26 protein-coding genes and 1 tRNA gene are annotated in these 25,773 nt (G+C 39.1%); 4 read left to right on the forward strand and 23 right to left on the reverse strand.

Translation table 11 applies throughout. The annotated features are described in order from the left end of the window. Positions 1-6 precede the first annotated feature (6 nt). Positions 7-2,160, reverse strand: coding sequence for a GH92 family glycosyl hydrolase (locus tag RYH73_RS08695; protein ID WP_335313028.1), 2,154 nt, complete (start codon positions 2,158-2,160; stop codon positions 7-9). A gap of 472 nt (positions 2,161-2,632) precedes the next feature. Between RYH73_RS08695 and RYH73_RS08700 the strand changes: the two genes are divergently transcribed. Further along, complete coding sequence (locus RYH73_RS08700; protein WP_335313456.1) at positions 2,633-3,028, forward strand: helix-turn-helix domain-containing protein; 396 nt, start codon at positions 2,633-2,635, stop codon at positions 3,026-3,028. Between the two features lie 131 nt (positions 3,029-3,159). Here the strand turns inward: RYH73_RS08700 and RYH73_RS08705 are convergent, their stop codons facing one another. From RYH73_RS08705 to RYH73_RS08745, 9 genes are all read right to left on the reverse strand, one after another. Then, on the reverse strand, positions 3,160-3,543 hold the full coding sequence (locus RYH73_RS08705) for a helix-turn-helix domain-containing protein (RefSeq protein WP_335313029.1): 384 nt from the start codon (positions 3,541-3,543) through the stop codon (positions 3,160-3,162). A 184-nt stretch (positions 3,544-3,727) separates the two neighbouring features. Beyond that, positions 3,728-5,311 (reverse strand): PepSY-associated TM helix domain-containing protein, encoded by a 1,584-nt coding sequence (locus RYH73_RS08710; protein ID WP_335313030.1) that lies wholly within the window; start codon positions 5,309-5,311, stop codon positions 3,728-3,730. Between the two features lie 7 nt (positions 5,312-5,318). After that, a complete protein-coding gene (locus RYH73_RS08715; RefSeq protein ID WP_335313031.1) occupies positions 5,319-5,597 on the reverse strand; it encodes a hypothetical protein in 279 nt (92 codons plus the stop codon). A gap of 550 nt (positions 5,598-6,147) precedes the next feature. Continuing rightward, complete coding sequence (locus RYH73_RS08720; protein ID WP_335313032.1) at positions 6,148-6,846, reverse strand: hypothetical protein; 699 nt, start codon at positions 6,844-6,846, stop codon at positions 6,148-6,150. A 128-nt stretch (positions 6,847-6,974) separates the two neighbouring features. Then, positions 6,975-8,204, reverse strand: a complete 1,230-nt coding sequence (locus RYH73_RS08725; RefSeq protein ID WP_335313033.1) for an RNA polymerase sigma factor — start codon at positions 8,202-8,204, stop codon at positions 6,975-6,977. A gap of 14 nt (positions 8,205-8,218) precedes the next feature. Beyond that, positions 8,219-8,647, reverse strand: a complete 429-nt coding sequence (locus tag RYH73_RS08730; protein WP_335313034.1) for a YciI family protein — start codon at positions 8,645-8,647, stop codon at positions 8,219-8,221. Positions 8,648-8,757: 110 nt separating this feature from the next. Then, positions 8,758-9,222 (reverse strand): 3-oxoacyl-ACP synthase, encoded by a 465-nt coding sequence (locus tag RYH73_RS08735; protein WP_335313035.1) that lies wholly within the window; start codon positions 9,220-9,222, stop codon positions 8,758-8,760. Positions 9,223-9,393: 171 nt separating this feature from the next. After that, entirely contained in the window at positions 9,394-10,251 is an 858-nt protein-coding gene (locus RYH73_RS08740; protein ID WP_335313036.1) for a helix-turn-helix domain-containing protein, read from the reverse strand. Positions 10,252-10,310: 59 nt separating this feature from the next. Further along, entirely contained in the window at positions 10,311-10,718 is a 408-nt protein-coding gene (locus RYH73_RS08745) for a DUF983 domain-containing protein (protein WP_335313037.1), read from the reverse strand. 602 nt (positions 10,719-11,320) lie between these two features. On the opposite strand from RYH73_RS08745, the gene RYH73_RS08750 reads away from it, so the two are divergent. Continuing rightward, entirely contained in the window at positions 11,321-12,091 is a 771-nt protein-coding gene (locus RYH73_RS08750; RefSeq protein WP_335313038.1) for a methyltransferase domain-containing protein, read from the forward strand. A gap of 49 nt (positions 12,092-12,140) precedes the next feature. Here RYH73_RS08750 and RYH73_RS08755 read toward each other — a convergent pair whose 3' ends face one another. From RYH73_RS08755 to RYH73_RS08770, 4 genes are all read right to left on the reverse strand, one after another. Beyond that, positions 12,141-12,569 carry a CBS domain-containing protein gene (locus RYH73_RS08755; RefSeq protein ID WP_335313039.1) on the reverse strand — a complete coding sequence of 143 codons (429 nt, stop codon included), beginning with the start codon at positions 12,567-12,569 and terminating at the stop codon, positions 12,141-12,143. 185 nt (positions 12,570-12,754) lie between these two features. Next, on the reverse strand, positions 12,755-13,531 hold the full coding sequence (gene xth, locus RYH73_RS08760) for an exodeoxyribonuclease III (protein ID WP_335313040.1): 777 nt from the start codon (positions 13,529-13,531) through the stop codon (positions 12,755-12,757). Between the two features lie 104 nt (positions 13,532-13,635). Next, entirely contained in the window at positions 13,636-14,235 is a 600-nt protein-coding gene (tpx, locus tag RYH73_RS08765) for a thiol peroxidase (RefSeq protein WP_335313041.1), read from the reverse strand. A gap of 140 nt (positions 14,236-14,375) precedes the next feature. Then, positions 14,376-14,786, reverse strand: coding sequence for an NUDIX hydrolase (locus RYH73_RS08770; RefSeq protein WP_335313042.1), 411 nt, complete (start codon positions 14,784-14,786; stop codon positions 14,376-14,378). A 370-nt stretch (positions 14,787-15,156) separates the two neighbouring features. On the opposite strand from RYH73_RS08770, the gene RYH73_RS08775 reads away from it, so the two are divergent. Beyond that, positions 15,157-15,888 carry a hypothetical protein gene (locus RYH73_RS08775; protein ID WP_335313043.1) on the forward strand — a complete coding sequence of 244 codons (732 nt, stop codon included), beginning with the start codon at positions 15,157-15,159 and terminating at the stop codon, positions 15,886-15,888. 74 nt (positions 15,889-15,962) lie between these two features. Then, positions 15,963-18,077 (forward strand): ATP-binding protein, encoded by a 2,115-nt coding sequence (locus RYH73_RS08780; protein ID WP_335313044.1) that lies wholly within the window; start codon positions 15,963-15,965, stop codon positions 18,075-18,077. Positions 18,078-18,086: 9 nt separating this feature from the next. Here RYH73_RS08780 and RYH73_RS08785 read toward each other — a convergent pair whose 3' ends face one another. From RYH73_RS08785 to RYH73_RS08825, 9 genes are all read right to left on the reverse strand, one after another. Then, complete coding sequence (locus tag RYH73_RS08785; protein ID WP_335313045.1) at positions 18,087-18,719, reverse strand: gluconate 2-dehydrogenase subunit 3 family protein; 633 nt, start codon at positions 18,717-18,719, stop codon at positions 18,087-18,089. A 4-nt stretch (positions 18,720-18,723) separates the two neighbouring features. Then, positions 18,724-20,460, reverse strand: coding sequence for a GMC family oxidoreductase (locus tag RYH73_RS08790; protein ID WP_335313046.1), 1,737 nt, complete (start codon positions 20,458-20,460; stop codon positions 18,724-18,726). Positions 20,461-20,822: 362 nt separating this feature from the next. Next, positions 20,823-21,584 carry a phosphate ABC transporter ATP-binding protein gene (locus RYH73_RS08795; protein ID WP_335313047.1) on the reverse strand — a complete coding sequence of 254 codons (762 nt, stop codon included), beginning with the start codon at positions 21,582-21,584 and terminating at the stop codon, positions 20,823-20,825. Then, a complete protein-coding gene (locus tag RYH73_RS08800) occupies positions 21,581-22,423 on the reverse strand; it encodes a PstA family ABC transporter permease (RefSeq protein ID WP_335313048.1) in 843 nt (280 codons plus the stop codon). The genes RYH73_RS08795 and RYH73_RS08800 overlap by 4 nt, the downstream gene beginning before the upstream one ends. After that, on the reverse strand, positions 22,416-23,306 hold the full coding sequence (pstC, locus tag RYH73_RS08805) for a phosphate ABC transporter permease subunit PstC (RefSeq protein WP_335313049.1): 891 nt from the start codon (positions 23,304-23,306) through the stop codon (positions 22,416-22,418). The genes RYH73_RS08800 and pstC overlap by 8 nt, the downstream gene beginning before the upstream one ends. Then, a complete protein-coding gene (locus RYH73_RS08810; protein ID WP_335313050.1) occupies positions 23,303-24,259 on the reverse strand; it encodes a PstS family phosphate ABC transporter substrate-binding protein in 957 nt (318 codons plus the stop codon). The genes pstC and RYH73_RS08810 overlap by 4 nt, the downstream gene beginning before the upstream one ends. Next, positions 24,256-24,630 carry a winged helix-turn-helix transcriptional regulator gene (locus RYH73_RS08815; protein ID WP_335313051.1) on the reverse strand — a complete coding sequence of 125 codons (375 nt, stop codon included), beginning with the start codon at positions 24,628-24,630 and terminating at the stop codon, positions 24,256-24,258. The genes RYH73_RS08810 and RYH73_RS08815 overlap by 4 nt, the downstream gene beginning before the upstream one ends. Positions 24,631-24,732: 102 nt before the next feature. Continuing rightward, a tRNA-Cys gene (locus RYH73_RS08820) sits at positions 24,733-24,803 on the reverse strand. Positions 24,804-24,810: 7 nt separating this feature from the next. Then, positions 24,811-25,614, reverse strand: coding sequence for a phytanoyl-CoA dioxygenase family protein (locus RYH73_RS08825; protein WP_335313052.1), 804 nt, complete (start codon positions 25,612-25,614; stop codon positions 24,811-24,813). Positions 25,615-25,773 lie beyond the last annotated feature (159 nt).

Here is a 25,773-nt window from a genome sequence, read left to right on the forward strand (position 1 = left end):
CAGCCATTATTTCGTTTCAATTTTTATTTCACCACCCGCAAGAAATAGGTCATGTGATACAAAATAGCCTTTATTTATTTTATCATTCACGATAATATTCTTCAGCACTCTTCCGGCCCCCTCTTTCTTTATAGTGAGTGATTTTCCTTCACCTCGATGCCACTTTATTTCATCAAAAAGTGGAACAGACACAAGATATGTCGGATCTGTTGCAGAATACGTATATAAACCCAGAGCGCTTAGTACGTACCATGATGACATTTCACCGGCATCGTCCATGCCACAAAGGGCCAGGCCATCATCACCTATGCCATACAGATTATTTAGAATATAATCGATAATTCGTTGAGATTTTTCGGGTTTTCCAATAAAATAATAGGCAAAAGGAGCTTCATGATCCGGTTGGTTACCATGGCAATACTGGCCAATCATGGTCTCTACATTTCGCGCAATATAATTCGGATTCCAAGGAACAGTGAATAAGGAGTCTAACTTAGCCTCGAAAGCTTTCTCTCCTCCGTATAGTTTAATCAGCCCTTTCATGTCATGCGGAGCGAAAAAGGACACTTGCCAAGCGTTAGCCTCTCTGTACATATATTCATAATAAGGATATTGTGGATTGAAAGGGTTTATCCAATCGCCGTTTTCCAATCTACCCCGCATAAATTTCGTAGCTGGATCAAATACATTTTTGTAGTTTTTGGAGCGAATCATCAAACGTTTGTAATTAGCACTATCCTTCAGTTTTTCAGCCATTTGGGCTAGGGAATAATCGTCATAGGCATATTCAAGCGTTTTTGAAACACCCGCTTTTCCCTTTGTTTCTACGTGCGGGTTTGTAATATCAGGATCTGATATATAGCCTTTCTGGATGTATTCGTCAATATAGGGACGAGCACCATTTGTCATATTTGCATTCCGCAATAAGAGTTTGTAAGTCCCCTGAACGTCAAAATCAGTAATACCACGTAAATACGCACCGACAATAGAAGAAGCTCCATGATCGCCATGAAAAAAGGTAGGTATAAATCCTGTTTTATCTCCAACGTCTTTCATTGATTTAATGACATCCAGCGCAACCTTTGGTGCCAGCAAGCCTAAAAGTACGTCCTTATTCCGATAAGTGTCCCATAGGGATGGTTCCGTATAGTAATTAAAATCCGCCTTGTCTACCTGTCCTTTTGCATCAGTGAACTCGCCATTTAAGTCGCTACGCAAAGCGGGCCATAACAATGAACGGTAAAGAGATGAGTACAACATTTCCTTTTGTTTTTCCGTTCCTCCCTTTACTTCAATCGATGATAATATTTCATTCCATTGTTGACGAGCCTCTTCTTGGATTTCAGCAAAAGATTTAGCCCCTATTTCCTGCAAAAGATTTTGCTTAGCGTTCTCAATACTAACAAACGACAAACCTATTTTAAGTTCGACGGGGGCTTTGCTTCCATTTGCTATGTGTACGATAGCAAAACCCTTTCCGTTCTCTACTTGGTTGTTTTCAAGTCTTTCGATATCCGTATTTAGTAGCACATAGAAGTATATACGCTCACCTGTTTGTTGAAAACCTTGTAGAACTCTATTACCTACTTGATCAATTTTCCATGCAGACACTCGGTTATTAGCTTTGGCGAGGTCAAAGAGTATCTGTCGATCAGTCGTATTTTTATACGTATAGTGATGGTACCCACAACGAAGCGTTGTTGTAAACTTAGCATCAACCTGATAATCTTCCAAATATACTTGATAAAACCCCGGCGAAGCTTGTTCGTTTTTATGTGAAAACTTAGAACCGAAAGAATCAGTGGGATTCGATAAGGGAAGTATTGGGATATTACAAAGATTCCAGTGTCCCTTATTTGTGTGCGTAAAACCATAGATCACTGAATCTTCATACTCATAACCCGCACCCGAACCGTATTCGGTTATGGGACTTAACTGGACCATTGCATTTGGTAATGAAGCTCCCGGAAAAGTTAGCCCTGCCCACGATCGCCAACCTGTGGGAAGTTCATATCCAAGAATTTTTGGATCTGTGAGCGGTGCTGTTCCAATGAATGGATTTACATATTGTGTATAGCTTGGTTTCGTTTGGCTCCTAGTTAAAAAAGAAAAAAACAATAGTGTTATTAATATTAAGGCGCTTTTTTTTTGGTTATTCATTTTATATTTATGCTTGGCTTCTCAAATATATACATTCGTACTCTCATCCTTACAATGCACTAGAAATGTTACAAAATCGATTTAGCATTATATTGAATTGAATATTCGGAATAGTATTACTGAAATCTTCAAAAGAAAGCCTCCAACCGGGGAGATTGAAGGCTTTATTAACCAATTATAAACCTAAATTATGATAGTGCAAATCTACGCTGTCATTGGCATTTTCACAAAATGCTTAACAACTTTTAACGGTTATTTGCTGCGAATCTATTACTGCTACCTGCTCTTTCACATGGAGCCTATTAATATGTATAAAAAGATTTTTGCAGACACACCAACTTCCTATAATCGGGTAAACTGTGGTAAAAAAACAGGAAATACCCCGTTTATTTCTGTCCTTTTTCCTCTAGTTTTTACATTTTTTTACGCAGTCCTTTGTGTTAATAAAATTATCAACCAAATGAGAAATAACATCGACAAACATTATGGTGAGATTATTGAGCGGACCATTAGACGTAATGGTTACAGCATCAGTGAGCTATCACGACTGATGAAAGTAAACAGGCGGTCTATCTATAATTGGTTTAATCAAGCTAAGTTTAAATCTGAAATTATTTTTAAAATCGGCTGTGCTTTAAAACACGATTTTTCAGACGAGTTCCCTGAATTGTTTTCACCGGAAGATTTTCAGCAGGCATTTAACAAAAGTAGATCTTTTAGTGATGATTTTTTAGCCAGCGAATTGGAAAAAATAAATTATTGGAAGGATAAATATATTTCATTACTAGAGGAATATAACGAAATTCTGGCGATTAGAGGTAATCCTACTACGGCAACTCCTTACACGGGCCTTAAACACCTTTTATAGATTGCGTGCGAATACATTTTGCCTGGAGAAATAGCACAATCTCCTCAAGTTGCTCTAAAAGTCGCTTTTGATATGGAGTATGTGTCAACAAAAAAGACGCCCTCTAAAGATAGGCGTCTTTTTATCATTTTTTAATAGGTAGCGTAGGATCTCGAGCCTAAACCTGCCGATTGCATGGCAAGAATTTGATTGTATTCTTCCAATAAATTAATATACTTGTCTTTCCAATAGTTTACCTTTTCTATTTCTTCCACTATTTGGGGGGTGCTTGTGAATTTACTATTGGAAAATGCTTGTTGAAATTCCTCTGAGGAAAACAACTCCGGAAATTCATTAGAAAAATCATGTTTTAAAGCGCAACCGATTTTAAAGATAATATCGGCTTTGAATTTTGCTTGACCGAACCAGTTATAGATCGATCTTCTATTCACTTTCATGATCCTGGCTAGTTCACTTATACTATAACCGTTTCGCCTGATCGTTCTTTCAATAATTTCACCGTAGTGCTTGTCCATTGTTTTTCTTTTTTTGATAGATAAATTTCGTTGCAAAGAAACGAGAGAAAAACGAAAAAGACCAGAGGATTATTCACAAAAAAACACAGGGTTTTTCCTGTTTTTTTCCTTAAAAAGAGAAACGAATATTAAAAAAACACATATTTAAACACTTTTTCATATATGACATCGCTTGTATTTAATATTAAATAGCGCTAATTGCTTGTTGTTTTCTAATCCTCGCAAAAGCAAAAAGCGCTAATAGCCCTAATGATATCCACAGTAAATCGATCAAGAGAATATCCGTTGCATGCCTGGCCCACGTACGCCAAAGCCAATTTCCAGAGAAAACACCGCTAGCAATAGGAACCAACAATGCGAATACGCCACCCAAAAACAACGTTTCCAAATTAGTTCGTCTAAGGTTCCTCCTAATCAGGTAATATAGGCTTATTACTAGCCAGCTATAGAAATAAATTTGGTAAATAAGGCTTTGATTTACTTGACCAATGGATTTGATCAAAATAAACGAGAAGGCGGTTACCGGGAACATTGTTAAACAGACCGCTAAAAAAATATTAGACAACCAAAAATTGAACTTTTTCTTATGAGAGGCCACGTTGTTCTTATCGCGCGCAACTAGCCAGATCAAGATACCGGAAATAATAACAACACAGCCCCCTAGTCCCAGAATAAAGTTGACTAACTTAACGAAGTATCCTCCATAATCACCGAAATGCAACCGATATATAAAACTTTTAACGTAGGCAATATAGGTTGGCGTATCGTAGGGCGAACGATTCATTAAGATTTTTCCTGTTTTAATCTCGTAAGTGATTTGTCCGGTTCCGGCAAAGCTATGCTGACGATCCGCCTCCGATTCGATCGCTAGCAACATACTTTCATCCCCGTAGTTTTTAATAGTTACACGATTAAAAAACGCGTTGGGCCACTTTTTTTGTGTTCGGTCTATATATTCTTGGATATTAGGGGTAAACGTTAATGGCTTACCTACAAAAGTAGCTTCAGCGGCTGCCGCATATTCCAGGTCCTGGAATACCTTCTCCATATTGCCTTTGTAAAGCAACTGACTAAAAGGCGCTAGAAAAACGGTATTGACTATTAAGATGACGCCGGTAAGGGCAAAAACGAACTGAAAAGGAAAACCGATTACGCCCAAAACCGTATGCAAATCTGTCCACATTGTTTTCCATTTAGACCAGGGTCTGAACAGAAAAAAATTGGAAACCAGTTTATTCCAGTGTAGCAACAAACCTGTAATTAATGCAAACAGAAAAAGGAAGGCCACCAAACCAGCAATCAGATAACCAACGGGATAACCTATTCGAAGTGGAATTGCCTGATTGAGCTGGGCCAAAAAATGCAATCGATAGAGAAATTCACCCATATCATAAGATTCGGCATAGCTCTTTTCTTTGCGTTCAGCAAAATCGTAGCCCACATAGGCTTGCTCCTTTGCTTTTGCATTATGAAGCGTATCCTTAGAAGCCGCCATGTTTACGTAGCAATGGCTCGTATTTGGATAAAGATAAAAGTTAATATCTCGTCCGGCCAGGTTATATTTTGCGTCGAGCGAATCCAAAAGCAGTTGGTAAGGTAATCCTTTATTTTTTACTTCTTTGGCTGATTTTCCGCTTTGCCATGTGCTAATTTCGTCTTTAAAGAAAGAAAATGAGCCAGCAAAGAAAATAACATAGAGCATCGCAGCGACGATAATTCCGCTTATCGTGTGGGTGTGGAAGTAAATATTATAATTTCGATTATTCATAACGATGCTATTTTAGCAGGTAGGGTAGTAAAAAAATTAGGCTCAATGCTAAATATATGATCCAAGGTTTCCACCACGACTTGGATAGAAAAGCAAATAATAAGAGTAAAGCCCAGAGGACATAGCCCGTTACTGCGCCTGTTACAATGACGTTCTTTTTTTCAAAGAAGCACGCCAGCATCAGGAAGAAGGTTATCATAACGCCATATCCCCCGAAAAAGCCTGCGGTAATTTTCATCCATCGTTGCCACGGAGAGGAAGTCAAATACTTTTTATTAGCTGGCATGACTAAAAGATAAATGTTTCAAAGAGGATGGAAAAAAAATAAATGACAAGTAAATGTCGAAAACGAAGGTAGCGCAAAGGAGATAGTACAACAATGAAACTAGCACATGCCATCAAAACCAGCACTACACTAAAAATACCCGAACCAATCCCTAGTTGACTTACCAGCAAAACCGATGTCACCAAAACGAAAATCAGGCTGAACATTCGTGTTAATTTGATTCGATTTCGAAAATATAGGGCAACTCTTGATTTTTCCTTATTTGGAACCCGTTGAGAAAGGTTATATAAAAGGTAAAAGGCAATGAAAAGTAAAAGAAAAACCGTACTGTACATAATCGCCTGATTTATGGATACTATTATTAATTAGATTGATTACAAACAATACAAAGGTAAACAAAAAAGTTTCTTCAGCAAGCTTTAGCTGGTAGTTCTGTCCATAAAATAAAAAAAAAGCAACCTGTTGCCTTTTAACAGATTGCTTTATATTAAATTACGATGGTTTCTGTGCCTTCCTTGTCGACTTAAATCCTAATCCTTCAATGGTGATATCATTTCTCGGAAGCTATACTTATTCTGTAGGAATTTTGCTGAAGATCAGCTAAACGTTGAATTGATTGGGAACAGTAACGATCTAATTCTTGCAACTTTACCAATATATCATGGTTAGCTGATTTTTCGTTCTTTGTCCGTAACCTATCCACTTTACGCTGTTCTAATGTTAAGGCTTCTTTTAAAGACCCTTGCATACGGGCGATCTCTTTTGCTTCGTAAGCTTCGCGCTTAGCAAGTTCTTTTTGAAATTTTTTTTCAATTTGTTCGATAGCCTTTTTACTTTCTTCGATAGCCACTCCCTTTTGAATATTTTGCTTATGTACATTAACAAAATAATCCTTATCACTTTCGAGCTCTACCCGATTCCCTTTGCTGTTTTGAATACGTGCAACCATAAGATCGTATTGATTCCAAAAAATGGCAATATTTCGTTGATGGAACTCAATCTGACTTTCTAAATCATCAACTTTCTTACTTAAATTAACGGTTTCCATCCTGTTTTTGTAATGATCAGGGATAGATGTTGTTGATTGATTAGCAAATGTACTTCCTGTACTTGCAATTGCAATTAGACTAGCTAATACGAGCGTTTTCATAATTTCTCTATTTATTGTTAATACTATTATTCGCATTGGAACGATGGAGATCACCAACCATATTTTTCTCCAATGATTATTTATGCCAATAAATAACATTATCGTTCCAAAAGATCAAACAACTGATTATCAGTAAAATAAATAAAAAAACCTTAATTCATACTGTTCGAAAATGAACGATATATTGTCCGCTAATGAACAAATGGGTGAGGAAACCGAAAGACGGGTTAATGTAGTAATTGTTCAATAAATTTTTTGAGGATGACCTGTTCGGCATCAGACCGTGTATGGGTCAAAGCAGTTCTATAAAATGCGCTTGCTTTTCTATTATCCAATCCGGTATACAAATTTCCAAGTAGCGAGTAATAAAATGGATTATCAATAAGATTCAATTTTTCCGCTTCTTTAATAGCTTCTTCCTTGCCATTACTTTTAGCTAATGCGTATGTTCGGTTTAAGGCTGCGATAGGCGAGTATTCTAAAATGAGTAAATGATTATAAAGTTGAAGAATGTTTTCCCATTTTTCCTTTGTATCTTCTTTATGGGTATGCCAGTAGGCAATGCCTGCTTCCAAATGAAATTTGGTTAACTGTCTGCCTTGAGACGCCTGATTCAGATAGTAAATTCCTTTTTCAATTAATTCCACATTCCAGAGACGCTCATCCTGATCATCGTATAAAATCATCACACCATTCTGTAAACGCGCATCAAATCTCGATGAATGGAAACACATAAGGGACAACAACGCGTTGACAGAAGGTTTATTCGTGTATTGGTTTTCCACTAATAAATAGGTTAGGCGCATTGCTTCGGCACATAAGTCTCTTCGCAGAACAGTATGATGCGAAGTGGAATAATATCCCTCCGAGAATAGTAGATATAAAGTAGTTAAAACGGTATCCAATCGAGCATTAATCGCTGCTAATTTTGGCTGTTCAATCTGCACCTTATCCTCTTTTAGCTTTTCCTTTGCGCGCTGAATCCGTTTATAGACAAGTTCTTTATTTGTTAAAAAGGCGTCCGCAATTTCTTGTGCACTAAAACCGCACAACAAATTAAGGGCTAAGGAGATCTGCGCTTCATTTGAAATACAGGGATTGCAAACGGTAAAGATCATCGCCAATTGGCTATCGTTAATATTTTTAGCGGATAGGTCAATCTCCAATTCCTCAAATTTTTCAGCAGTGTATTTTAGGTCCGGCGACAGTTTTTGCTCGAATAGGTTATGCCGTTTTAAATGATTTTTTGTCTTATTCTTAGCAACGGTATACAACCATGCAGTCGGGTTATCGGGTGTTCCTTTTATACTCCATGACTCACTGGCAGAAAGGAATGTATCGCTTACAATATCTTCTGCTATTTCTATATGCTCTATGCCAAACAGATAACAGAGTACCGAAACCAACTTACGATACTCTGTCCGAAATAAATGTGGTAAAAGCTCTTTCTCATCCATGATTTCTAGTGGATTTACCCCTGATAATCAGCAGGGACAGCCAACCTTACTTCAACATTCCCTCCCATCTGCAAAACAGGACAACCTTTTGCTATTTCGACGGCCTCTTCATAGTCTTGGGCCTTAACGATAATTAAACCACCAATAGATTCCTTAATTTCGGCGTAAGGTCCATTTATAACTGTCTTATTACTCGTAACTACTTTTCCTTTGGCGTCCCATCGTTGCAATGGTCTCGCCAACTTATCTTGTGCAGCAATATTCCCCAGCCAGTCTTGCCAGGGTTTTATGCTTGCTTGCAATTGTTCGGGCGATGGTGTTTCATCGCCGGCAAAAGATCTGCGAAATATTAATAAAAACTCATTCATTACTTTTTCTTTTAAACGTACAATAATTTTTTTCTCTAGATCACCGGTGCAGGAGGCCAAATTTATTTGGATCATCTTCACTGGAAATAGATATCGAGAAGAGCTCATACTTTTTCATCATTTCGATTTATCTGTTTTGCTTGTAAGACAATCGAATTTTAAAAATTGGACACAAACGGCCTCATTTATGTGAACGCTAGTATCTCGTAATTTCTTCTATTGAATTCAACGCAATCCCCCACTTGTTTTCCAAGCAAAACTTGCCCAAAAGGAGAGATAGGCGAAATGACAAAAAAACGATAGGATGTCAATTCTACTGTTCCAAGGGAAATTGACAAAAAAAATAAGCCATCGTTGGTTTTGACCAAACTCCCCAATTGAATAGTGTTGCTCACCGATGTAATAGGAACACCATCCAATTGATACTTCAACTTGTTTGCTTCTGCCAGTTGACGCTCATTTCGGTCAATTTCTTGCTGCATCATTTCCCTGGTAGTTTCGTATTTATCTCCCGCGCTGCTTTTTGTGTCACCCTTCGCTGCATCTTTTGCATGGAGAATCCCTTGTTCTGCATGATAAATCCGCTCGTTCACTATTTGTTGACAGTGACTGTATAACATGGTTTTGATTACACTCAACTCTTCATTCATAGGAACTAATTTCGAAAAATAATTGCTTCTTATTCGTACTTTATGAAATCAGTTCAGAATGAACTGTTGATCGCTGATTATTCGACACTGAAATTGCACTAACGATTTTATTTTTGTTGTCCCACCTTAAGCAATTTAAAATTAAAATAGTGAAATCAATAACGCTAACTTCTAAAATTGCCTCCTAAATTCCTCAGGCGTTACGCCAACATGCTTTTTAAAGAATTTTGTAAAATATGAATTATCGTTGAAATTTAATTCATATGCAATGGAGGAAATGGGGAGTTCCAGATTAACAAGCAAGCGTTTTGCTTCTAACACAATTCGATTTCTTATCAATTCTCCAGCGGACATACCCAACATATCAGAACACAGCGCATTAAGGTAATTGGGGGTCACATACAAAAGGTTTGCATAATCTTTCGGTAATCGCAGGGTTTGAAAGTTCTGGTCTATTAAACGTTGAAAATTTCTAATGACGGTTTGATTGACCAAAGAACTCCCCTGATTTTTTCCTGTATATGATGCGCTGATATACAGAAACAGCTCCAAGGCTTTTACACGTAATGTATCTAGATTCATCGGATTAATGGTTTCTCGAAGGTCAATCATATCCTCAAAAATCTTTTTGATTTTTATTTGAAGAGAAGGGGGAAGATCTAAAACGGAATCTTTTGCAATCCCGCTAAAAAAAGAAAAATTGTTAAGATAGTCTGGTCGCATTAAGAATGATTGGAAAAAAGAAGTAGAAAAATTAAGTACATAACCCGCTATTTCCCCCTCAAAATTCCAATGGTGAACTTGTCCCGGGACCATAAAATAAATCTGAAAAGGCTTTACCTGGAAATGTTCAAAATCGATCGTATGAGTACCCCTTCCTGCTGTAAAGTAACCTACATGAAAGAAAGAATGCCGATGGGGCACCAACAGCTTTTGATGCTCTTGAATATAAGGTGCAAAGGGTTTAACTAAAACATCGTTCTGCGTGACGCCTAAACCAATGATATCATATACGGGGAAAGCCTTCATATGTCTCAAAGGTATTGCTTATTATTTAACCTTCAATGCACTCATAGTCTTACCGTAAATTATTCCTTCGCTCGATGAGCAAAGTCGGACGTATAACGTAATCCGGGAGTTAGCCAGAAAAGAAGTATTACACGCGAATAACGATAATTTAATGGCGATAGCAAGAAGGCTGTCCCTAACGCAACACCTAAATATAACCATGGCGATTCCAAATTTCCCGTTAGCAAATAGGTTCCTACGCAAGCAGCTATTAACTCTGCTACATTCATCGCATAACTTACAAACATAGCGACATAAAAATAGCCTGGTTCCCGCTCGAATTTCAAATTACAATGCGGACAGTTTTCGTTCATCTTTTGAACTTTAAATCCGTAGGTCTTACCCGTAAACATTGCTCCTGTACGACAACGCGGGCACCGTGCATGCAAGGCCGCGTTCCACTCGCTGATTTCTTTAGAATTCTCCATATTTTATTAAATGACTAAAGCCACTGCTTTATGATCCTCCAAAGCTAAAAAATACCTTTTTCTCCTGGTGGTGCAATTTAAGGAGCTAATGGTATAATTTATCTATTTATAGCCTCTGGTTCTTTCCTGACCCCATCAAAACAAGGTAAAAAACAATAGACCAGACCATACCAGAAATAAAAACGATAAACATAAACTTCTTTAATTCAAAGAAATACAATCTTTATAAAAAGTTTTACTATATATATTTCTTGAAAGTATCGAAAATTTTGGGAAACCAATATTGCCCTTGGAAATAACAAAAAAACTACTTAAGCAAAATTCATCACTATAGCTTTCTTGGACTTTCCACTCTTTAATGGATAGGGGTTTAAAAACGATAAAAAATATTACACTAAAAGTTTATTAAATACATGTAATTTACTGATTAAAAATCACTTATTTAATTTTGTAACAATAAAATATTCGAGTAAACCTGTCTTCTCTTTTGATCGAAGTAACCAGGTTACAATGACCAGTCAAAGGATACCCACAAATAATGCTATCTTTTATCAAATTTCATCCTGAGAATATTTTACCTTTAAACAAAAAACTGTAAACACATGGCTTGGAATCCGATCGTATATAATAAATTTAAAAAAGAAAGGTATGCACCGTTTTACGATCTCTTAGCGCTGATCTCTTCAAAAAAGGGGATGAGGACAATTGTCGATCTGGGATGTGGTACCGGTGAGTTGACTAAGATGCTTTCTGAAAAATTCCATGATGCGAAATGCGTATTGGGCGTTGACTCATCGAAAGAAATGCTGGAGGAATCAAAAGGATATCAAAATGATCGTGTTTATTTTAAACAACGGACCATCGAAACGCAATTAGATGAAAATGCACAATGGGATTTAGTTTTTTCCAATGCGGCAATTCAATGGATCGAGGATCATCATCAATTAATACCAAAAATGATTTCCATCGTAAAACCCGGTGGACAATTGGCTATTCAAATGCCTTCTCAGCATGAGAATATCCTCAACCAAATGTTATTGGAGATTGTACAGGAAGAGCCTTTTTCCGGCGCGTTAAGTGGATGGAAAAAGATTTCTCCTATGTTGAGTATCGATCACTATGCTCAAATTTTATTTGAAAATGGTTGTCAGGAAATGAATATTATTCAGAAGGTATATCCGCTAATCGTGCATGATAGCAATGAACTCTTTGAATTTATTTCAGGATCGGCATTAATACCTTATTTTGAACGGTTTTCTGATGAAATAAAAGTCCTATTCATTCAGGAATATCAACGACGCATACGGAACAGATTTCCTTCCTCCCCTATCCTTTATGCATTTAAAAGGATATTGATTAAAGGAGATTTTTAACCTTCAGATCAGTTAGTAAAGCTTGGCTCATTCACCACAGCCTATTTGCTCAGCTATTAATGTAGCTCTCTAGCTGATTGATAGTTTCTCTCTGATCTTCAATAATATATTTAACTAAATCGCCAATTGAAATAATACCCATCAACTGACCATTTTCAACCACCGGTAAATGCCTGAAATGCCGATTAGTCATTAATTGCATACAGTGATCGATCGCATCATTAAACCCCACCGTATGTGGATTTGCTGTCATCACCTCATGTATCGCAGTACCTGCAGAAGATCGACCTTTTAAGATGATCTTTCGCGCATAATCCCGCTCTGTAAAAATGCCAAGCAACACCTCCTGATCAACGACTAATAGTGCACTGATGTTTTTTTCCATCATAATTCGCAAAGCTTCTAAAACGGAATCATTTGGGGAAACCGATACGATGGTTTTGATCTTGTTCTCAAGAATATACTTAACTGTTTTCATAATGGGGCTTATCGTTTTATAATTGGTAAACAAAAAGTATCGGGCTTGATAACGGAATGATCGGCTAAAGTAGTATGGGAATATCCGAATTCGTTCCGTAAAGTTAATATTTTTGATAGAAAAAGTCAATGCCCCCTATAATATTCCTTGGTAATCACCTTTTATATTTGCAGACGATTTACCGGTTACAGATCGCGCAGTTCTATCCATACGGGAGCGTGATCACTTGTTTTTTCCCAGCCACGGACATGGCGATCTACACCGGCAGCAACAAGGTTCTCTACCAACTGCGGGCTAAGCAAAAAATGATCAATACGCAAACCCGCGTCGCGTCCATATGCGTTACGAAAGTAATCCCAAAAAGTATAAATTCTTTCATTTGGGTAAAGTTTCCGAACAGCGTCTGTCCACCCCTGAGCCACTAACCCTGCAAAAGCAGCACGTATTTCCGGTCGAAAGAGCGCGTCGTCCAGCCATCGCTCGGGTTTGTATACATCAAGTTCAGTGGGCATCACATTATAATCACCCGTCAAGATGACCGGAATATTTTTGTTCAACAGTTCTTGCGCATGATCTGTTAAACGTTGAAACCATTTTAACTTATAGTCGAACTTTGGTCCGGGAACCGGATTACCATTTGGTAAATAGAGGCACCCGATATGAATATTGTGAACCCTTGCTTCAATATATCGACTGTGGGTATCTTCCGGATCCCCTGGAAGCACACGCCCAAATTCTGTTATATCAAGGTTACGTGCAAGAATTGCTACCCCATTCCAGCTTTTTTGTCCGTGCCATATAACATTATAACCGGCAGCCCGTATCGATTCTTCCGGAAATTTTTCCTGCGGAGCCTTTAACTCCTGTAAGCAAACAATATCGGGCTTAGCCTCTTCCAACCAGCGAAGCAATACGGGCAGTCGCCCGTTGACACCGTTAACATTGTATGTAGCTATTTTCATGATAAATATCTCTTTATTCCTTTACGCAATAAGCCGATTAACAGATAACCGGCTTATTTACTACCTAAATTAATTTTTATTGGAAACCTGCTATGGTCTCTATGCTACTGAATGACTTTTAAAGCTGCCTGATAATTTGGTTCCTGCGCAATTTCAGAGACCTGTTCCTCGTAAACGATTTTACCCTGAGGGTCTATTACAACGACAGCACGACTAAGTAAGCCTTTCATCGGGCTATCTGCAAGTTCAACGCCGTATTCCTTGCCAAAGTTTGAGCGAAAATCAGATAACATAACCACATTTTTTATTCCTTCAGCCCCGCAAAATTGCGCTTGAGCAAAGGGTAAATCTTTAGAGATGCATAATACCGTGGTATTAGGTAAATTTGCGGCATCCTCATTGAATTGACGTACAGAGGCAGCACATACGCCGGTATTAACACTGGGAAAAATATTAAGGACAACGTATTTTCCTTTGAAGTCGTCCAAGGTTTTTTCCGATAAGTCAACAGCTGTCAGCGTAAATTTCTTTGCTTCGGTTCCAACAGCAGGCAAGGTACCAACTGTATGTACGGTGTTTCCTTTTAATGTAATAGATGTCATTTTCTTAATTTTATTTATTTGTTGATTTGTAGCCGGTGGCACCTGGGCATAACTTTTCCCATGGAAAATAAAAACAAAACAAAAGAGCGTTAAATATTTCATAGATATTATTGTTAAATACAAGCAAGTTAGCTGATTTGTTCGGATTCATCATCGCTTTGTTATTAACATAGCTATTATTTTACATAAGAATGGTGTGATCTTGCATTCCATTCATCGATTTCAATTTGTCCTAAGCAAAATCAAATTAATCCGTCGGCAATTAATACTTCAAATAATTGCAATACACCCGGGACTTGCGCACCCTGTTTTGCATAATCTGCTTGATCGAAAAAATCAACATCCCCAATTTCATTCGCTGGGTAAATTGTTTCTTTCATCTCGTATCGAAAACAATCTTGCTCCATGATAACCGATGAATCTTCGCCATAAGCGGGGGCTGTTATATGACAATAAAATGTTAATAAATCTGTATCTAAGATGATACCCAGCTCTTCTCCGATTTCTCTAATGATTGCCTCATGACTCGTCTCATGACCATCGATTTTTCCTCCAGGAAGGTACCAAGCTTTTTTGTTATTGCTAAAAGCCAGCAGCAATTTGCTTTCCTTAAGTACCACCAGTCCTGCGGTATATAGTTTTACAGGTATCATGCTTTTTTGCCCTTCTTATTTTATAGATAACCTTAACGTCGACAGTAACAAGAATATAAAAATTTCGCTAATTTTTTACTTTTTTGTTTACTATTCCACCTTGTCACTATTTCAAAATTTAGGTATTGATTTTCACACAGAAGAAAGATCTAAAGATATGGATGTTAAATAAATAGCGTATGCATTGTACAAAAAACCAACATATTCACCATGTTCAAACGATCATGGTGACTGACAAATAATTTTTGGGCAAGCCTCAAACAATATTTATATTTACTTTTTATTTGTTGGTGTGAAAAACACAGGGAACGCTCTACATACTATCTTTGAAAGCCAGATCAAATGGCTCAGCATCGTAATACTCAGCATAATGTTTGGCTGTCATCAGGAAAAGATGCCCGCTATATATGCTGATCAGCATACAGAAGTATATCTTGGCGACACAAACTCCATGAAGAAAAGTTATCTACAAGCATTAAATCTCGCTAAATCCACTGGATTGGCTGTTAGGGCGCTTACCGATGAGGAATTCAAAAAAATTGGAATTCGCCGTAATCAATTGCTCATAACAAGTGATACCATTGGCGAACGTGAGGAATCCTGGGGGTTTAGCTTTCAAGGTCCTGCAAGCAACCCGGGGCAATGTATTTTTTCGCTTACCTATTCGGGTACCCTAAGCATACGAACGCCTAAGCGCTCCGTCAAATACAATTTGGAAAATAAAGAAGTGATGAATGAGGAAGCAGATATTCCTGAGGCCTTTTCGTTGCATTTTAAAGCATTACCTACTAAACCATCGGCGGAAGAAGAGGAGAGTATGCCAGCTGGTATAAAATTGACAGGAAATGGAATGCTGTTTCAACAGCCTTACGTAGAATGGACTTACACAGATTCTACAATCGAAAGGCTATGGTCAAAAGGCAGAGAATGGGGGTTTAGCGAACTACCATCGGGAAAAAATCATGCAACCATCGGTGCGTTGGTCCTGGGTTTTGAAAAGCGCGTCGGTCCACAGCGCTTAATTATGAAAACGGAGAAGCTAAGTATTGGTAAAAAGGTATGCCGATCAGCATTTCGAATTAATCAAGCCGAAAACAAATAACTTAAAAGATATCTTTGGAATAAAACCCCCGGAAACGGGGATTGACAAGCTTTGAATCTTGTGTATCTTTGAGCATGCGAAGCATTTTTGGCGTCATTGCCACTTCAAATAGTATCCATAATCGAATACTTGGCAAGCCATTGCTTTCCATTTACCATACTTTCATTCGTTTATTTCAACATACCAAGTTCTTTTTTGCTTTCCTTTTCATGGTTTTGGGTTTACTCCCTTCCCTGCACGCCCATTTATCTGAAGATTCTTTACGGTTGGCTTTAGCGCAAAAAAGACTATCGAATCAGGAGCGATTAGAGACAATGGGTCGATTAGCCGATTTTTTATATTACAGAAGAGATCCACAACAGGCCTACGAATTACTTCAAAAGGCGTTGAAATCTTCGAAGTTGCAAGCTAATAATGACCAAACTGCCAGCTTGTATGCAATTCTTGCCTTACAAAGCAGCAACGAGGGAAATACGCAGTTTACTTTATTAAATTTGGATAGCGCCGTCTTCTACGCAAAAAAAACTGAAAACAAAAGAACCAACGCACTCGTCCAATTTGCCAAGGGAACGACTCAACTCATGCAAAACGAAGCGCAAGAAGCAATTGCCAGTTTGTTAAATGCCGCCAAGTTGTTTGATGAAGATCATGATTATTCGTACGAAAGCAGGCTTTACATAACGATTTCCACCATTTATAGCCAGTGGTCCGATCTACCAAATCAAAATAAATATGCACGAGCAGCGCTGCGAAGCGCGGGAAGATGTCGGGATCTCGACCTTTTAATTGCAACCTATCGATGTACTGCCAATAATTTCATGGCCCATTACGAAGCAGATACAATTCGAAAACCATTATTGGATTCTGCGCTTCTACGTAATAAAGCGGCTTTTTCGTTAGCACAGAAAAATAAAGATCGCATTATCCATATCACAGAAATTGCAGCGCTAGCAAAAAATATTGCTGTTATCTACGATCAGTATTTCTCAACAAGCTATCAAGATTCTGTTCGCCATTACCTAGAAATCGCTATCGAAGAAGCTCGAGATAGCAAAGAAAATGCAGTCCTTGCAGACAGCTATGTCATGTTAGCGAAACAGCAAATTGAAAAAGGCTATTTAACCGAGGCTGAGATGTTGGTAGGAAATGCAATCATGACCCTTCATCAAGAACCTGTTATTAATCACGAAATTGAAGCAAAAATTTTCTATTGTTTGGCGACTATTAAAGAAAGGCAAGGCGATCTCAATGGCGCACTTCGCAATTATAAACTTTATGTAGATGCCTATACGGATCTGTTCAATACGGAGAAAATGAGCTTAGGCAAAAAGTTGGAAGCTCAATATGAAGCAGGAAAAAAAGAGAAAGCGCTCTTCGTATTGCAGCAACAAGTTCAATTCAACCAAAAGCTTAATCGCATTTATATTGCATTTAGCCTAACAAGCTTTCTTACACTCCTTTTTCTTTTTTATGCCTATAAGCAGCGGATTAAAGCGATGAAACAGCAAGAGAAACTGCATCAAATGGAAGTGACTAAAATAAAACAAGAACATCGTATTTCGCTTTTATCTGCTATGCTTGATGGCCAGGAGCAAGAGCGAAGTCGACTAGCACGGGATTTGCATGACGGTTTGGGTGGTTTGTTATCAGGTGTAAAAATAGAATTAGCAGGTTTTATGCAACTCTTAAAGGATGACAACCAACAGCAAATAATGAATCGAACATTACAGCATTTGGATGGCGCTATTGGTGAACTCAGACGAATTGCCCACAGCATGATGCCGGAGATACTCATGCGTTATGGATTGGGAGAGGCTATCCGCGAATATTGCCAAAAATTGAAATCTTCGGGTGTGAACATTCAATGTCAAATCTACCACTACACCAATTATATGGAACCTTCAAGACAATTGGTGCTTTACAGAATTATGCAAGAGCTCGTAAACAATGCGGTAAAACATGCTCATTCTTCACTTATTCTGGTTCAGCTACAACAAATCGAGCAGTACATTACGCTTATTGTCGAAGACGATGGCAAAGGTTTTGACGTGAAAGACTTAATCGCCGCAGGAAAGGGGGCAGGCCTAACAAATATAGAATCGAGAGTCGAATTTCTGAACGGAAGCATAGACTTCCATTCAGAAATAGGAGCTGGTACTACGGTTACCATCGAATGTCATGAAACTTAACTGAGAAAGCTATTCGTTCCCCGTAAAACCATACTGTTTTAATACATCTTCAGGAACGCCATCCCATGGTCCGGGGCGATTACCTATGTAACCGATGTCCTTCACGCCGATTTCGCTGGTAAAAAACCCGGATGCCGTGAAGTTTCGCATCAAGCTAAAGAAAGCAACTCCCTGTTGCATCTCCGGTTTTGCCTGAAGAGGATAGGCAATTTCATCTATCAACGTCAGCTGTTCCTTTTCTTCACAGTCAGTAAACACTTTATTAAATCGCTTCAAGCATTGCACGTCCAGCCATTTCAGTCCTCCACGCATGGGTAATTTATAGTCGGGAATGTCTTTTACCATAAACTCAATAAAAGCCGGCACACCAGCTGTTGAAGCGCTGTCGGAATAATCGTCTTTAGGAATAATAATATCGGAAAGCACGGTAATGGTCGCCATTTCGTGCTCAGTAAAAAACTGCTCTTTATTTAATTCGGTGTTACGGGCATGTTCAAAGTCTTGCACCCCTGGCAATTTCCCTGAACTCTGTGTCGTCTCCTCCGCCGTTTTGTTTGAATCTCCCGGTCTGCACGATTCTAACAAAAGGCCTGTACCCACTGTGCCAAGCCCTATAGCTTTAATCGAATCTCTCCTGTTCATTTGCTTAAATATTAAGTTTACCTCTTTGTTCCAAAATATGTTCCGCCGTCCGCATGGACAGTGCCAAAATCGTCCAAGTAAGATTTTTGTCTCCTTGTTGGACAAAGGGGGCCGCGTCCACAACGAATAAATTTTTGCAATCATGCGATTGACACCATTTATTCAACACAGAGTTTTTCGGGTCATCTCCCATACGAACCGTACCGCCTTCATGAATGATCTTTCCTGGAGCTTCTAAGCCATAGGATGTATCCGGACCGTAAGTGGGGGATGTTATAATCGCACCCATCTCATGCATAATCGATTGAAACGTTTCCTGCATATGCTTAGCTTGGGCCACTTCTTCCCTACCCCATTTATAATGAAATCTTAGCACCGGAATTCCAAATTTATCTACTTTATTCGGATCGACTTCACAATAATTATCTTTATGCGCTAAAGCCGTACCTCTTCCTGCCATTCCCACATTGGCTCCATAAAAACGTCGATAATCGTTCTTTAATGAAATGCCATAGCCACCTTGCTCTTTCTTTTTTCCATCTTTATCAGGCACTTGCCCATTCACGGATGGAACCCAATCGAGAAAGCCGTATGACGGCATGTGCAAACCACCTCCATATTCTATATGATACCCACGTGGGAAGTTTAGCTTTTTATTATCAAGCCACCATGGTGAATAGATATGTACGCTCCCTGTCCCGTCTTCGTTATAACGCTTTCGCTCAATTAATTCGGGAATAAACCCCGACATGCTTGAGCCTGTGGAATCATGTAAATACCTTCCCACCAACCCACTACTGTTTCCCAATCCGCCAGGATGCGCCTTCGATTTTGAATTCAATAAAAGTCGGGCCGACTCGCAAGCACTGGCACCTAATATAACCAGCTTTCCCCGTACGCTATATTCTTTCATATCTACCGTACTAACATAAGACACTCCCGTTGCCAGGCCTTCGTCATTAGTTAGTACTTCACGGACCATCGCATTATCGATGACTTTCAAATTATTGGTTTTCATAGCAGGAATCACCAAGCAGGAAGAGGAGGAAAAATCGCCGTACACTTTACAACTGCGCCCACATTGACCACAATAAAAGCAGGTTCCACGCCCCTTCATGCCGGGAAGTGCTTCCGTTAATACAGCTCCCCGACCAGGGATAACGGTAACACCGGCTTTTTTTGCACCTCGTTTTATAAACAATTCGTTCAGACGAGGTTTTGGTGGTTTTAAAAAAATGCCATCAGGTTCATTCGGCAAACCCTCTACCGTACCATAAACACCAATTAGCCGGTCTACCTTATCATAAAAGGGTTTTACCTCATCATAAGTAATCGGCCATGCGTCCGTTACCCCGTCAGTAGGTTTAAAGTCATCCGGTCCCATCCGTAGGGAAATCCGACCCCAATGGTTTGTTCTTCCTCCCAGCATACGTGCCCTGAACCACTGAAAATCAGTACCATCAACCGTAGAATACGGCTCTCCTTCTAATTGCCACCCGCCATAGGCAGCATCAAAATCTCCAAAGGGACGAACCGTAGATGCGCCACGCCTAGGAGACTCCCAAGGCCATCTAAGTTGCAAGGCATCTTTAGCTGGGTCAAAAAAGGGGCCGGCCTCCAACATCAGCACTTTAAGCCCTGCATTTGCAAGGACATATCCCGCCATACCGCCTCCTGCTCCAGAGCCAACCACAATCGCATCGTATACCTGATCCTGCTCTTGAATTTCAAAATGTTTCATTAAAAGTAGTTTAGTTTATCGTTAATGACCTTAACAGAATATGCATTTTTTTTTGTTTTCCGATCATGCATATTTCCGCTAGGCATGTTGGTTGTTAGCCCCTAAAGATAGATGATTATTTTGTAAATTCTGCAAACTTAAGTTAAAAAAAACGCATTTTGAGGCTTGCTAATATGTTTTAGGAGAACATTTCCGATCCACATATTGCCACAAGCATGGCAGTAGCTCAGGCCAAATGCTTGTATCTACAAGCATTTTTAGCTAATTTTGCCTTGGGTTTAGTTACAAGGGAGTTTGGTGCAACGCCAAATTGATAGCCGGCTCTTTAAATCCTAAGGGAATGGTTTCCGTTCCCTTTTTTGTTAGCTAATAAAGCCTTTCACATAATCTTTGGTCAATTCTTCTTTTGGGTTTAGCAACACTTCTTCTGTTGGTCCAAATTCGATGATTTCCCCCATGTATACAAAGATAATAAAATCCGACACCCTTCTAGCCTGGCGCAAAATATGTGTAACAAGCACGATCGTATAGTTCTCTTTCAATTTGATGAGTAAATCTTCGATGGTCTTAGTCGAGATTGGATCAAGGGCAGAGGTTGATTCATCGCCCAAAATGATCTCCGGTTCAACAGCAAGTCCTCTGGCCAAACATAATCGTTGCTGTTGTCCAATCGACAATGCGCTGGCCGAAGTGTGGAGGCGGTGCTTCACTTCTTCCCAAAGTCCAACGGCTTGTAAATAATGTTCTACTACAGCACTTAGTTCCTTTTTATTTTTTAAGCCATGGATGCGTGGACCGTATGTAATATTATCATATATGGACATAGGTAACGGAAAAGGCCTTTGCGCGAGAAGTCCCATTTTTTTTCGTATGTGGGTAACTTCAGTTTTTGATCCGTAGATATCTTCCCCATCCACTAACACACTACCGCTAATATTTACCTCTGGAATATCATCCAGTAGTCGGTTAAGACTTTTCAATAAGGTCGTTTTACCGCAACCGGAAGGACCTATGATAGAGGTTATGCTTTTATCCGGAATATTTATATTAATATTTTTCAGCAAGTGATGATTGCCAATGTGTACATTTAAGTCTTTTACGCTGATATGAGGAGTTTGTGTCATGAATTTTTGCGTCTTTTATTGGTAAGGAGTGTACTTAAGACCACGATGATTAAAATAAAAATAGACAAAATCAATGCGGAAGCATAGGCCCTACCTTGTACCTCAGGAATGGGGCTACCCAACTGGAAAAATATGGCTAAAGGCAGGGTTGCTGCTGGTTCATGCAGCGATGCGGGAATATTATCGCTAAAACCTGCCGTAAACATAACGGCGGCAACATCCCCTACCCCTCTTCCAAATGCCAATAAAACGGCAGTTAACATGCCTGCCCGAATTTGCCTGAAATAAACTTTAGCCATTTCCCAACGTGTTGCCCCTAACGAAAGAACGGCCTCCTTTAGCTCTTTTGGCACATGGACAATCACTTCGTCTAATGTTCGTACCATGATGGGGATAACCAGTAAGGCCACCGCAATGACACCGCCCAACAAAGAGGCTCTCACGCCCAAATAAACCATCAGGCTAAAAGCAAAGGCGCCGTAAACAATGGAAGGGATCCCAAACAAGACATCAAAGGAAAGTTTAGCAAAACGCGCAAAACGATTTTCTTTTTTTAGGTAGATATTTAAGTAAATCGCTACGGGCAAACTAATGACCATACCTAACAATGTTGCTCCTCCAGCCACATATATTGAGCCCACAATAGCATTCAACACACCGCCTGATCGGCCAAAATAGTAACCCCCATCCGGAGTCTTTGTTAACATATCCCAATTTAAAAAAGGCAAACCTTTTATAATAACGGTACCAATGATTAGAAAAAGAGAAAGACCTACCAATAAGGTTGAGCCGATCATCAGTACTTTAAAAAGAAGTTCTTCAATTTTTCTTCTACGCATTTCGGATACTTATTTTTTGCAGGATCAACCTGGATATTATATTAAAAATCAAGATGATAAGAAACAGTGCAAATGCTGAAAACATAAGTGCCGCATCATATAGAGGTACAGACATCATTTCTCCAAAATTATTAGCTAATAAAGCAGGTAAAGGATAAGCTGGATCAAAGATAGAGTGCGGCGCAATGGGTACATTACCACAAACCATCAAAACGGCAATTGTTTCGCCGAAAGCTCTGGATACAGCTAGCACAATCGCTGCGATAATCCCGGGCATTGCTTTTCTTAAAACCACTTTTTTGATAGTTTCCCATTTAGTGGCGCCCAATGAAAGCGATGCTTCCCGCAACTCCTTGGGAATCGTTTGCAACACCTCCACCACAATGCTAACGATAAGCGGAAATATCATGACAGCTAATACAATGCCGCCGGCCAGAACGGTAAATCCGGTAGAAAAGTCAACAAAAAAAGGTGCAACATATTTTTGCACCAAGGGTACCACAAATAATACCCCCCATACGCCGTAAATAACCGGTGGAATACCCGCCAACATATTAATCATGGGCAAAAAGAAATTTCTAAAACGAATCGGGGCATATTCCGAAAGATAAATCGCTGTAAGCAAACATAAGGGAATGGCAATCGCGATAGACATACCTGTCACCCATAAGGTCCCCATAATAAAAGGATAAAATCCAAAAGATCCCTTTAATGGACGCCATGTATCCGAGCTAATCAATTCCCAGATAGAATAATCCTGTAAAATAGGCAAGGAGCGCCAATAAAGCCCAATCCCGATCAATAAAACCATGGATACGGACAAAATCGAAAAGATCAGCATTCCCGCACTAATTATCTTATCCTTGAGTAGACGTATCTTCATCTTATTTTTGCTAATTCCTGCGCGATCGATTGTTTATTTAAACTTACATAGCCATTTTCGGGTAAGCGGGCTTGTCCTTCGGCTGAAAGTATGTACCTTAAAAAAGACAGGAGCACTTCACTTTTTGGTTTACCATGAAATAACAAACCCAACGTTCTGGCAGGTGGTGAAGGGTATCGACCATCACCAATTGCTTGATTTAGACTATCAAGATTTTGATAATAATACTCATCGGAATCTATTTGTCCATTTCCATTCCAATCAATCGGAATAATCTGTACATTCTGCTGGGGTTTTCGGTTTTTCAAACTATAAACGTAATTCAGATTACTGAAACCAATGGCTAGTGGATCCCGCATAATCGCTTGTGCCTGTCCGGGGTCACCAAACACACCGATTCCCAATAGATCTTCTTGCGAAGCATCGAGAAATTTCGCCCAGGTTTCCGCAGCACCGGCCGCATCAGATCGTACATACACGTGCATATCATAATCGCTATCAATACCTTTTAATTGGTTCCAACGAGCGGTTTTTGCCTTTAAAAACACGTCGATAAATTCACTTTTTGTTAATCCACGTTTTTCGATTTGTTTTGCAGCGGGATTGTTAGCATTGCAGGTTGCTACCACTGCATCATTGGCCACATTGACGAGAAAAGCACCTTTTTCAAACTCCTCGGGATGAATATCGCGCGACACCATGCCGATATCAACCATACCTGATAATACATCGGCAATGCCCTTCCCCGCACCACCGGCTGAAATATTAAAACGTACATTTGGATGATTTTCCTTAAAATCCTGACTCCATTGAATAAGCATTGGATAAAGAGCAAAAGCCCCTGATATGGATATGGTTTCCTGATTTTCAGCTCCTTTTTTTTCTGAATAAGTACATCCAATTATTCCAAGTAAAACACCGCCAATCAATCCGAAGGATACGTATTTTATCATTTGTTGCGTTGATTCAATTTGATTTCATGGAAGTACTTGCCCCAATTGCTTATTTCTTCAATGACACTTTTCAGTTCATATGCAATGGGTGTAAGCTGATATTCAGTATATATAGGCCTTTCCCTACAGGCACCTTTTATTATCAGCCCTTTATGTTCTAATTCTTTCAACTCTTTTGATAGGGCTCTGGGTGAGATGCTTCCAACATACTCTTTGATTTCGTTAAAACGCTTATTACCTTTCGCCAGAGCAACAATTAACTTTAGACTCCATTTACCACCTATCGCATTTTGCGCCTCATGAATAGACGACAAATCGATAGTAAAGTCTGAAGAGACCCAATCAAACTGAATTTCTTTAGTTGTTTCCATTTTCTACATCCATTGCTCAATTAAGATGAGCCGTAAAGTTAATAGAAAAATTCAAAAATCTATAAAAACCATAGACATTATATTTATCAACTAAAAAAGACGAGGCCGTGAGCAGATTCGAACTGCTGTAAAAGGTTTTGCAGACCTCAACCTAACCGCTCGGTCACACGGCCACATAAATTACTTTATAATACCGGCAAAACGTTGGTAAAATAAGGTGGGACTGTCTTCATTTTTAGGCATATATTTTCCCGCGATAATGGGTAAATAAATAACCCGTCTTCTACTTGTTTCACCGACAATACCGGATTTAGCAACACGATGCCAAAGGCGTCCATCATGAACCGTAAGGTCTCCTGCTTCTGGAATAATTGCTATTTCATTTGGATCCGTGTCGTGCGATAGGAAATATTTTTTTCGGAAAAGTAGTTGATACATGCTTTGCTTATGGGTACCTGGCAAGAGACGCAATCCACCATTTTCTGTTGTCAGTGAGCTAAGATGCACACCTACATTTAACATGGGATTTAATCGCCCTCCCTGGAAAATATCACGTAATCCGTCTGTATGCCATCCCATTTGTGTAAATTTACTTTGCGGACCGTTAATATAGTGGTTGAAAACCATCCCATCTTTTTCATGTGTACCTAAACGTGCCCCTTCACCAACTAGCGGCAATAGCTCCTGTAGACGCGGGTCCAAAGAGAACTCTTTTAGTATGGGATGATGTAGGTTAATAAAGGCAAATCGTTGAACGATTCGACGACCGTCTAAGTCTGTACCGTATTTAACGGGTACACCATTAATTTTTTGAACTTCCTTCTCGATCCATTGCCTTTCCACCTCTTGTGAAGCATGGATAATACGTTGGACCGCATCTGCATTAATAAAATGTTTAAAATGAATAAATCCGTTAAGGTCAAAAAAAGCCTTTTGTTCAGAGGTAAGCCTACCGTTAAACCTAAATGTTTGATAAGAAAGCATAACAAATTTGATTAAATTATTGAAAAGAATGAAATACAGAGAATGGGGATCGCTTTATCAACAACAATACCACATGGAATACGAGCGCATTCGACAGGCATATAAGATATGTATCAGGTTGTTCTTAAGCATAAGAAAAAAGACTACTAAAATAGTAGA

The organism is Olivibacter sp. CPCC 100613 (genome assembly GCF_036959255.1).
GTDB lineage: Bacteria > Bacteroidota > Bacteroidia > Sphingobacteriales > Sphingobacteriaceae > Olivibacter.

Excerpts from the sequence above, each read along its gene's own strand:
- RYH73_RS08725 (WP_335313033.1), bottom strand. The coding sequence starts at position 8,204 with ATGGATGAGAAAGAGCTTTTACCACATTTATTTCGGACAGAGTATCGT.
- RYH73_RS08755 (WP_335313039.1), bottom strand. The coding sequence starts at position 12,569 with ATGAAAACAGTTAAGTATATTCTTGAGAACAAGATCAAAACCATCGTA.
- RYH73_RS08730 (WP_335313034.1), bottom strand. The coding sequence starts at position 8,647 with ATGATCCAAATAAATTTGGCCTCCTGCACCGGTGATCTAGAGAAAAAA.
- xth (WP_335313040.1), bottom strand. The coding sequence starts at position 13,531 with ATGAAAATAGCTACATACAATGTTAACGGTGTCAACGGGCGACTGCCC.
- RYH73_RS08825 (WP_335313052.1), bottom strand. The coding sequence starts at position 25,614 with ATGCTTTCTTATCAAACATTTAGGTTTAACGGTAGGCTTACCTCTGAA.
- RYH73_RS08780 (WP_335313044.1), top strand. The coding sequence starts at position 15,963 with ATGCGAAGCATTTTTGGCGTCATTGCCACTTCAAATAGTATCCATAAT.
- RYH73_RS08695 (WP_335313028.1), bottom strand. The coding sequence starts at position 2,160 with ATGAATAACCAAAAAAAAAGCGCCTTAATATTAATAACACTATTGTTT.
- RYH73_RS08750 (WP_335313038.1), top strand. The coding sequence starts at position 11,321 with ATGGCTTGGAATCCGATCGTATATAATAAATTTAAAAAAGAAAGGTAT.
- RYH73_RS08795 (WP_335313047.1), bottom strand. The coding sequence starts at position 21,584 with ATGACACAAACTCCTCATATCAGCGTAAAAGACTTAAATGTACACATT.
- RYH73_RS08735 (WP_335313035.1), bottom strand. The coding sequence starts at position 9,222 with ATGAATGAAGAGTTGAGTGTAATCAAAACCATGTTATACAGTCACTGT.
- RYH73_RS08710 (WP_335313030.1), bottom strand. The coding sequence starts at position 5,311 with ATGAATAATCGAAATTATAATATTTACTTCCACACCCACACGATAAGC.
- RYH73_RS08800 (WP_335313048.1), bottom strand. The coding sequence starts at position 22,423 with ATGCGTAGAAGAAAAATTGAAGAACTTCTTTTTAAAGTACTGATGATC.
- RYH73_RS08705 (WP_335313029.1), bottom strand. The coding sequence starts at position 3,543 with ATGGACAAGCACTACGGTGAAATTATTGAAAGAACGATCAGGCGAAAC.
- RYH73_RS08775 (WP_335313043.1), top strand. The coding sequence starts at position 15,157 with ATGTTTGGCTGTCATCAGGAAAAGATGCCCGCTATATATGCTGATCAG.
- pstC (WP_335313049.1), bottom strand. The coding sequence starts at position 23,306 with ATGAAGATACGTCTACTCAAGGATAAGATAATTAGTGCGGGAATGCTG.
- RYH73_RS08740 (WP_335313036.1), bottom strand. The coding sequence starts at position 10,251 with ATGAAGGCTTTCCCCGTATATGATATCATTGGTTTAGGCGTCACGCAG.
- RYH73_RS08815 (WP_335313051.1), bottom strand. The coding sequence starts at position 24,630 with ATGGAAACAACTAAAGAAATTCAGTTTGATTGGGTCTCTTCAGACTTT.
- RYH73_RS08720 (WP_335313032.1), bottom strand. The coding sequence starts at position 6,846 with ATGTTATTTATTGGCATAAATAATCATTGGAGAAAAATATGGTTGGTG.
- RYH73_RS08745 (WP_335313037.1), bottom strand. The coding sequence starts at position 10,718 with ATGGAGAATTCTAAAGAAATCAGCGAGTGGAACGCGGCCTTGCATGCA.
- tpx (WP_335313041.1), bottom strand. The coding sequence starts at position 14,235 with ATGAAATATTTAACGCTCTTTTGTTTTGTTTTTATTTTCCATGGGAAA.
- RYH73_RS08790 (WP_335313046.1), bottom strand. The coding sequence starts at position 20,460 with ATGAAACATTTTGAAATTCAAGAGCAGGATCAGGTATACGATGCGATT.
- RYH73_RS08785 (WP_335313045.1), bottom strand. The coding sequence starts at position 18,719 with ATGAACAGGAGAGATTCGATTAAAGCTATAGGGCTTGGCACAGTGGGT.
- RYH73_RS08810 (WP_335313050.1), bottom strand. The coding sequence starts at position 24,259 with ATGATAAAATACGTATCCTTCGGATTGATTGGCGGTGTTTTACTTGGA.
- RYH73_RS08770 (WP_335313042.1), bottom strand. The coding sequence starts at position 14,786 with ATGATACCTGTAAAACTATATACCGCAGGACTGGTGGTACTTAAGGAA.
- RYH73_RS08715 (WP_335313031.1), bottom strand. The coding sequence starts at position 5,597 with ATGCCAGCTAATAAAAAGTATTTGACTTCCTCTCCGTGGCAACGATGG.